7 protein-coding genes, 1 tRNA gene and 1 pseudogene are annotated in these 8,358 nt (G+C 57.0%); 8 read left to right on the top strand and 1 reads right to left on the bottom strand.

Annotation, left to right across the window (positions count from 1 at the left end; translation table 11 throughout):
• From B4I46_RS25510 to B4I46_RS25190, 5 genes are all read left to right on the top strand, one after another.
• Positions 1 to 84 (top strand): phage tail assembly chaperone (locus tag B4I46_RS25510; RefSeq protein WP_349681959.1); only part of this gene is annotated, 84 nt, incomplete at its 5' end.
• 56 nt (positions 85 to 140) lie between these two features.
• Positions 141 to 635 (top strand): glycoside hydrolase family 104 protein, encoded by a 495-nt coding sequence (locus tag B4I46_RS25205; protein WP_286902301.1) that lies wholly within the window; start codon positions 141 to 143, stop codon positions 633 to 635.
• Positions 632 to 1,174, top strand: coding sequence for a DUF2514 family protein (locus B4I46_RS25200; RefSeq protein ID WP_286902300.1), 543 nt, complete (start codon positions 632 to 634; stop codon positions 1,172 to 1,174). The genes B4I46_RS25205 and B4I46_RS25200 overlap by 4 nt, the downstream gene beginning before the upstream one ends.
• Positions 1,140 to 1,346: a hypothetical protein gene (locus B4I46_RS25195; protein ID WP_254506177.1), complete on the top strand. Its 207-nt coding sequence runs from the start codon at positions 1,140 to 1,142 to the stop codon at positions 1,344 to 1,346. Before B4I46_RS25200 ends, B4I46_RS25195 begins: the two co-directional genes overlap by 35 nt.
• A 428-nt stretch (positions 1,347 to 1,774) precedes the next feature.
• Positions 1,775 to 1,881, top strand: a tRNA-Ser gene (locus B4I46_RS25190).
• Positions 1,882 to 1,991: 110 nt separating this feature from the next.
• On the opposite strand, the gene B4I46_RS25185 is transcribed toward B4I46_RS25190, so the two are convergent.
• Positions 1,992 to 2,861: a tyrosine-type recombinase/integrase gene (locus B4I46_RS25185; protein WP_286902299.1), complete on the bottom strand. Its 870-nt coding sequence runs from the start codon at positions 2,859 to 2,861 to the stop codon at positions 1,992 to 1,994.
• Between the two features lie 591 nt (positions 2,862 to 3,452).
• Between B4I46_RS25185 and gapS6a the strand changes: the two genes are divergently transcribed.
• The 3 genes and pseudogenes from gapS6a to B4I46_RS25170 all read left to right on the top strand — a co-directional run.
• Entirely contained in the window at positions 3,453 to 3,800 is a 348-nt protein-coding gene (gapS6a, locus tag B4I46_RS25180) for a GapS6a family protein (protein WP_229589322.1), read from the top strand.
• A gap of 29 nt (positions 3,801 to 3,829) precedes the next feature.
• A complete protein-coding gene (gapS6b, locus tag B4I46_RS25175) occupies positions 3,830 to 7,156 on the top strand; it encodes a GapS6b family protein (protein ID WP_236171708.1) in 3,327 nt (1,108 codons plus the stop codon).
• A gap of 231 nt (positions 7,157 to 7,387) precedes the next feature.
• Positions 7,388 to 8,031: pseudogene (locus B4I46_RS25170) on the top strand (transposase); the annotation flags it as partial.
• Positions 8,032 to 8,358: the final 327 nt, after the last annotated feature.

The raw sequence follows: 8,358 nt of genomic DNA, 5'->3' as shown, positions 1-8,358 counted from the left end.
AAGAAATACCGGGTCGCGCTGAGCCGTCTGCCTGAGCAGCCAGGTTACCCGACTGACATCGACTGGCCCGCGCCGCCGGCCTGATCACAGATGAGAACCGATACCCGCCGCGGCGGGTTTTTTATTGCCTGGAGAAACGCATGGCTCGAATTTCCGACTCCCTGGCGGGCAGCAAGAACGCGCTCGCTTTCCTCGATATGCTGGCCTGGTCCGAAGGCACCTCGACTAGCAAGCACACCCGCGACGATGGTTATGACGTGGTTGTTGGCGGCATCGATAGCCCGAACACGTTCAAGAGCTACAGCACTCACCCTGGCGTGCTGGTGACAGTGAACAACAAGGGCCTGAAGTCCACGGCCGCTGGCCGGTACCAGCAGCTCCAGCGCTACTGGCCGCACTACCGCGACCTGCTCAAGCTGCCTGACTTCGGGCCCACCAGCCAAGACAGGCTGGCCCTGCACCTGGTCAAGGAGCGCGGCGCCCTGGCGGAGGTGCACGCCGGCCGTATCCCGGCCGCAATCACGAAGTGCCGGAATATCTGGGCCAGCCTGCCAGGCGCCGGGTACGGGCAGCATGAGCGCAAGCTTGATGACCTGCTGGCGCACTACATCGCGGCCGGCGGGAGGCTGGCGTGAACGGCTGGGTCTGGCGCGCTACGGCCATGCTGCTGTTGCTGGCGTCGTACTGGGGTGCCTACGACCACGGGCGCACGACCAAGGATAGTGAGTGGCAGGGCAGGTGGGCTGCGCGCGATGCCGGCGACAAGCAGGCCTGGGCGCTGGCCGAGGCTGCAGAGCGAACCAAGGAGCAGGCCCACCAACAACAGATGAACAAGGCGATTCAGGATGGACAGAAAACCATTGACCGTGCGGTGGCTGATGCTGCCGCTGCTCGCGCTGATCTCAGCCTGCGGGACGAAGTCGATCGAGCAGCCGGCCGTGCCGCAAGTGCGGCCAGCGGCCATTCCTGCACTGCCGCAGCAAGCGCGGCAGCTTCCCGCGTCGCCCTGGTGCTTGCCGACGTGCTCAAGCGCGCTGATGAAAGAGCGGGAGACCTGGCGACAGATGCTGATCAAAGCCGGGGAAGGGGAGCAACCTGCGAACAGGCCTATACTGCCCTGACCGAAATCGGAGGGCAGCATGGACGACTTGCAGGAGAAGATGGCGGCGGGTGAGCCGCTGATGCAGCAAGCGATGGATGCGGTGCGGCGCTACCACGAGGCGCGAGATTCGCTTACCGCGGCAGAAGAGGTCGACCGCTTGCGGCTTGAGGCCGAGGCGCTGATGCAGGCTGTCAGTGAGTATCAGCAGGCTGTGCTTGGAGGCCCGGCGGCAACTCGCCACTGAGTGCGCAGCTCGCTGGGAGCACTCGCCCGGTAGATTTCAGCTGTAAGTCGTGCAGGTCCTTCGTTAGCCCCTCGTTCATTGCCACAAGCTTGGCGATATTTCTGCGCGCCTTACTCAGCTCTCGGGTCAGGTATTCGGCCTCATTCGTCATGAGCACCACCTGGTGCTTCCACATCTCCAGCTCAGTTGGCGCTCCGAAGCCGTCAAAGTCTTCAATTTCCTGGGTCATTTTCATCACCTTGCGAATACTGTCTGTATATACAGTAATGCAGTCGGGCTGGCGCGGCGAATCAAGGCGACGAATTGCACGGGGAGGGGGATTTTTTCTGTCGGCAGGACGCCGGAGGAGGGGTGAAAATCGGTTCCAAAACTCCATCGGCACCCCTTGCAGCATGCGGCCTGCAGAGGTGCTGTTGGGCTTTAGTTTTGGAACCGAAAATCTGTTGCAAGCCACGGCGGGCGGGCATTTGTCTATCGGTCTTGAAAACCGTCGATGGGCAACTATCCTAGAGTTCGAATCTCTACGCTTCCGCCATCTTCAAAGCCCTGATTAGTCAGGGCTTTTTGCGTTTTTGGGGCATAGAAAAACTACTCATGGGAACACCCTTGGGAATGGTTTGATTTGTCAGCGCTGACAATACTTTGCTACTTGGTGGGTTTCGCCAAGGCTCCAATTCGACGATAAACCCGCTCGGTAATGTCGCCCTTGGTGTGGCCTAGCAGCAGGCTGGCGTGGTCGACATCGGTGATCTCGGAAGCCGCCTTCGGGCGAATGTCGCGGAACTGGAACTGTCTGATCTTTCCAGCCAGGACCTGGTCACCGGCGGAGACTGCTTCTTTCACCGCCTCCTCCCGGGCGTCGTCCCAGCGGTGACGCAGCATCGCTGCCGTCACCCGTTTGCCGTTGTCGGTCAGCAGCAGGTATGGCGACCCATGCGAAGCGTTGCGCGCCAGAATCTTCCTGATCAGGGCGCCCAGGCTGCTCTCCGCGCCATCCACTTCCAGCATGATCCGCAGCTTCTTATGGGTCTTCTTATGCTTCACACCCAGGGCATTGCCCTCGATGTCGTCCCGCCTCATCACAAGAACGTCCGCCGGACGCTGGCCCGTCAGATACGCCAAGTCCATGGCGTCCTTCAGTTCACCCACCGCTTTCGCATAGACCGCGTTCCAGATCTCGTCATTGGCATAGAAGTCTCGCGGTACCTCCTTGTTCTTGCGCACGCCCTGGCACGGGTTCTCGTTGGTGGTGAGGCCCCATTCCCGGGCGATGTTGAAAATGTGCGACAGGGTGGCGATCTCGCGGTTCGCCCTGACCGGCGCAGTCCTAGCATCGCGATACTTCGCCACATGCGCAGGCGTGATTCCGTCGATTGGCGCCTTCTCGAAGTAATTGCGCAACTGACGTATCTCGGCCAGGTTGTCTTTCTGGGTGCGGGCCGCCTTCTTCGGGACGATGTCACGCTTGTAGTGGTCAACTAATCCCGGACACTGCGTTAAGTTTTTCCTCAGCAACAGCGGGCGTCAGCCCGCTGTTCAGCTGATGCGGTCGCTGCCAGTTGTAGCGTTGCATCAAAAAGTGACCGATAAGGCAGCGCAGTCGATGGAGCAATGAGCGGAAATTCAAAGGTGATGAGGTTGGCAATCTTGGCACGAATCAGAACGTGCAAACCCAAGGGCCCGCACTCCGCTCATGACTTGCATTTTACTCTGGCTCCCCAGGCTCAAAGCTCCGCGGCAAACCAACCTCCCTGTCAACCCACTCATCCGTTCGCCCAGAAAGTCCTACCAAACCGCCTACGCTCCTTGAGGCCAATCGCCAGCATCCGAACTACCCAGCCACCAGAAGCCGGAGGAGGCGCGCGATTGGTTATAGTATCGGTCAGTTGGTGGCACTTAGCTATCGTTAGGCTATCGGTTACAATTTGGCTTCATGCCAGGTCTGTAAGCTCTTATGCAAAGCACGGCTCATAGCCTGATCAGGCTTGATCAGGTGCAAAATTGAGACGCCAGGCCGCCTCATCGCCAACCAGGTTTCCTCTCCCACCGACGGCATTTTTGCCCTGCCGTAAATTGACCTCGACCGCAATGCAAGGAAATGCAGCTATGGACTTCATCACCACCGCAATCATCTCTAACGCTGCCTACGACATCGTCAAACATGGCTTTCTGATCACCAAAGACAAGGTCAAGGAGGGTCTTAGCCGTTGGATCACCGAGGATGCCGTAGCCGAGCAACTGGCTGAGCAACTGGCCAAGCTCGAAATCACGGATGAACACAGCCCAATCGCCATCGAGCGCCGCATCGATAAGTCCCCCGAACTCGACGCCCTGATCCGCCAGATCAACGCCCACGTGGCGACAGTTGCGCCGTCCACGATCACTACTGTCAACCAAACCCACAACGGGAGCGGCGACAACGTCGCGGGTAACAAGATCTCGTACAAAGGGTAGGGTGCGACGTTATGGTTCAGGGTGGCACCGTGAGCACAATTAATCAGCACCACACCGGGACGGGCGACAACGTCCAGCACAAGCTCGACATCGTCATCCAGGCGCTGGCACCTTCCCATCTGCGCAAGGCCATCGATCTCCTTCTGGCCGATGTCCGAAAGAAGAACATTGTTTCCGCTAAGGTGCGGCTCGAAACAATGAAGGCGACCGAACACGGCAATTCGGAAGTCTCTGCGCTGCTGGATGTCATCGCGCTCTATGGAGACTTGGTCGAGCCCGAAGGCACGCAGGAAGCCCTGAACGCCGTTACACGGGTCACCGCTACGACTCAGGACGCAATCGTCAAAGACCACTGCATCGCAGCGCTCCTGAAATTTTCGCGAAAGACAGACTCCGAAGAGTCAGCCAAGGAGCTCTATGACGAGACCACCAATCCTGGCCCGTACGCCCGCGAAGCCTTCTACCGCTACTACGCAACAGTGGATGTCTTACTTGCAGCGAGCAAAAAACTGATTCTGAGCGAAGGCGAGCTCACTGGTATCGTCGATGGTGCCTGCCGTCTGGAAGCCCTGGATATCGCATCACCTGCAGCTGTCCGTCTTCATGACCTTTACCCATCGGACAACTCAAGGGTTCTGCTGCTGATCACGAAGGCGCTGCGCCTGAATCCCGCAGTCAAGGAGCGCTCCTACTGGTTGACTGATCCACAGCTCAAGCACTCGATCGACGAGTTGGTGGCGGAGGTCGCGGAGCTGATCGAGCAGTCGAATGGCAGTGATGCCAGGCTCTACGATATGGCTGGCCCGATCCTCGATTACTTTCAGACCTCACTGCCTATCAGGCTTTTGAATGTCTGTGCGAAGTACGTAGACCACATGGAGGCGTCATACCCAGAAGTGGCTGCGCGCATTCGATCAACCCAGGGAGACCACTCAGGCCTTTCTGAGTCCATGCAGTCGGTGACTGCTGCCCAAGGTGCACAGGATGCACGAATCGCTTGGTGCCAAGCATTTCTGGCCAGCGACGCTGTCCAGCTCTTGGATGCCGTTTTTTTCACCCGATTCGCGAAGCCGGATGAACTCAGGCGCTGGCTTACTACTGAGGCGATCATTGCCGACGCGGGCGATATTGATACTGCGATGGTGATGCTTCTGGCTCATTCTCAGCTTGTCGTTCATACCAACGACTTGGTTGAGCGTTATGAGTTGGAGGGAAAGGTCGATGAGTTTATTGGTCTGTTTGGTCAGCGTATCCAGAGCGAGCTGTCTGCTTGGATCGTTTTAGAAGTGGCTGAAAACCTGTATGAGGCGGAGATCCCTCAAAAGGCGCTCACGCTGACGTCTGCAGTGTTGCCAGATGGTGAGCTTTGGCCGTCGCCGTTCGTGCTGCTCCACCTGAGATGCCTGCTCGAAACCCAGCAGTATCAGTCGTTTGATACCCTCATTGCTCGGATTCCCGGGGGTGAGCGATCGCTTTCATTGATGCATTTCCTTTCGCTAAAGGAAGAGGCGCTGGGAGATGTAGAGCGCGCTCTGGAGCTAAGTGACCAGATGATCCAGATAGCTCCACACAACCTCAGCTGCTGGTTGCGCGGATGTGAGCTGCGTGAGCGCTATCACAACCTCGATGAGCAGCGGCAATTCCATGATGGCATTCCCGATGAAATCCTGGAGGATTACTCACACGAATCCATGGTGGCGATGCGTTTTCTTACCTCCGCTGGAAACTTCAAGCGCGCGGAGCCTCGCTTGGTGCGATGGTTCTTGGAAGATCCGTCCGGCAGGGCTGTCATGTTGGTAAATTTCCATTTTGGAAGTGCGTGGCGCCGGCAGGCAGGCTTCAACGTGTCGAGTGTCGTTTCGGGTTGCCTTGAGGGTATTGAGTTCGAACAAGATGGAAAACCACAAATTCGGTTGATCGTCGAGGAGGGTGAGGCGAAGGGACAGCATGTGCTAATCAGGGATTCTCAGCTTGGTAACCTCCTGGTTTCGCTGGAGGTCAACCAGGCGGCGCTGCTGGGTGTCGTGGAGTACAAGCTTTTATCCCGCGTGCCCCCTTACGTGGCGTGCATTCGCCTTGCTTCACAGCTAAGGCATTTGCAAAACGACGGGAGCGACGTTTTCGCCATTCTCCAGCTACCTAAGGATCCGGCGGACTTTGTTACGTATCTGGAGCAAAAGCTGAGGGTTAACCGTTCTCCTCGTAAGGAGAGTCTGAATGACGACATTCCGCTCTTCATTCGCTCGCATGCAGAGCAGGGCGACAATCCAATTAAGGCTGCGCTGAACGCATGGTCTGACAGCACCATACCGAAATCGTTGTTGGTAAACGAGGGCAGTGCTGAGCCCGGCGAGATTGTGCTGGATGCCTACTCAATCGCTTACCTGACGATGACCAATATTGTCGATAAGCTCCTGAACAAGGGCTACACATTCGTCCTGCCGGGTGAAACCAAGGTGATCTTGCAGCGGTGGGTTGAACATGTCTCGCATGAAAGCTTCTTGATGATGGGCGTCAACGGCGCTGGCAGGTTGTTCAGAACGACAGCATCGGATGTCCAGGCTCGCGATGGTCACACCCTGCGCGGGATGAGGCGCATCCTGGAAGAAGCAGTAGTAAAACACCCGGTTGTGCATGATACCGCGTTGGAGCTTTACTCCATCAAAGACGGGATTGATGCCACCGTGTACCTGGCGATCCAGTTATCGGCAGCTAACGAGATTCCATGGTTCTGCATGGACTTCGCATTTGCCGGCCTGCATTACTCGAAAGGCTGGAAGGTAGCGAATGTGAACACCATTTTGCTCAGTGTCACCGACACGCCTGACTTCGATTTCGAAGAGCGTCGCCATGGCCTGCTGCTCTTCGCTCTGAACACTTTGCCGCGACCGCTGATGCTGACAGAGCTGAAGGGTTTGGCGGGAAACCCTAATCCATTGTCCAGTATGATCCTGAGCAAAATCTTTGAGAATCACGGGCGTCAGATTTTCTCGGACGACGCCCGATTATGGTTGCTGCTCGAACTGCTGATTTCGCACATCGTGTGTACTTTTTACCGGCTCGCCATGCCTGCAACGCGGGCCCCTGCTTACACACCTTTGGGGCAATATGAAGAGCATGTTTTCAACCATGGTCTTCGCCTGTTTGTGTACGAGCGTGGTGATCAATCCGCCGAGTTCTGGTTGGCAGTAGCACTCAGGGCCAGCCTCGATATCTTGGGAGTTGATCAGAAGCTGTCCAATTACGCGGCGGGTTTGTTTGCGGATTTTGTCGGCGGGCACTTCATGGATGTGGATGCGATAGTGCAGCATTACGGTGCTCTTCCTGATGAATATCAGTTACCACTGGGGAGGTAGCGATCCAAGCTGCCGAGAAAAAATTGAGGGCTCGAAACCTCATTTGGATTCGTCGAAGGTCGACCAGGAGGTGAAGGGCGCTGAGTACTAAATCCCATGAGTGCGACCTGCTAGTAGATTGACGGCAGGGGCTTGCGCGCTCGAATATTGTGCTGAGATACGCAATCAGGATGGACTGCCCCCGGCACCGTAGACATCTCCAGCCTATGCTTTGAGCATAGGAGGACGTCTATGAGTACCCAACGATTCACGCCGGAATTCAAGGCCGAAGCAGTCAGGCAAGTCATTGAACGCGGATACTCCGTTGCGGAAACAGCCGAGCGCCTCGGTGTGTAGACCCACAGCCTCTACAAGTGGGTTAAACCCGTGACGCCTGACGAAACCGAGAAACAGGCCAGCGAACTGCTCGAAGCCAAAAGCGAGATTTTACTGCTGCGAGCCCAAATGCGGCGCTTGGAAGAAGAGCGTGACATATAAAAAAAGCAGCGCGGTACTTCGCCAGGGAATCCGAGTGAAATACCGCTTTATGAACGAGCATCGGCATCAATACGCGTCGCTACGCTGTGCCGGGTTTTGCAGGTTGCTCGTGCCGGGCTCTATCAATGGCTACTTAAGCCTGTATCTGATCGTGAAAAGAGAATGGTCGACTGTTAGGACTGATCCGCGACTCCTATGCAGCCAGCCGAGGTGTGTATGGCGCACGGCGGGTGTTTGCTGACTTGCGTGAGGCTGGAGAAAGCTGCGGTAAGCACCGTGTCGCCGGATTGATGCGCACCTACAAAATCAGGGCGCTAAGAGGCTACAAAGCTCCGCGCGCAATCAAAGGGCGGCCATCGATCATTGCCCCTAATCGACTCAACCGGGTGTTCACGGTCGATACCCGCTGTACCTGGTGATCTTCGGGGTTATCGTCCTGAGCAGCGCCTGGTCACCCGAACTGCACCGGAAGCGTTGATGCTCTGACGGGCAGCGTCGTCATTGAAGCACTCGCCAGCTCTTGGTAGGCCCGCTAATTGGTCTGGCTACGAGTGCCAGCCCGCCCGCACCGAACATCGCTGTCGAGGATGCTGGCCTCACTGTAAGCGATGACCCGGCGCACAACCAGTAGTGCTGCCTGGTAGATAGGCACTATTTTTCTCTCTAAAAAAAGTTGGCCGCGCAAAAGAATCGGGCTGTTTCGTGCACTATTTTTTCAAGGCGCT

It is taken from the genome of Pseudomonas sp. UBA7500, from assembly GCF_002478435.1.
Taxonomy (GTDB): domain Bacteria; phylum Pseudomonadota; class Gammaproteobacteria; order Pseudomonadales; family Pseudomonadaceae; genus Aquipseudomonas; species Aquipseudomonas palmensis.
The sequence above is the reverse complement of the archived record's forward strand: the minus strand, read 5'-3'. Positions and strand labels throughout refer to the sequence as shown.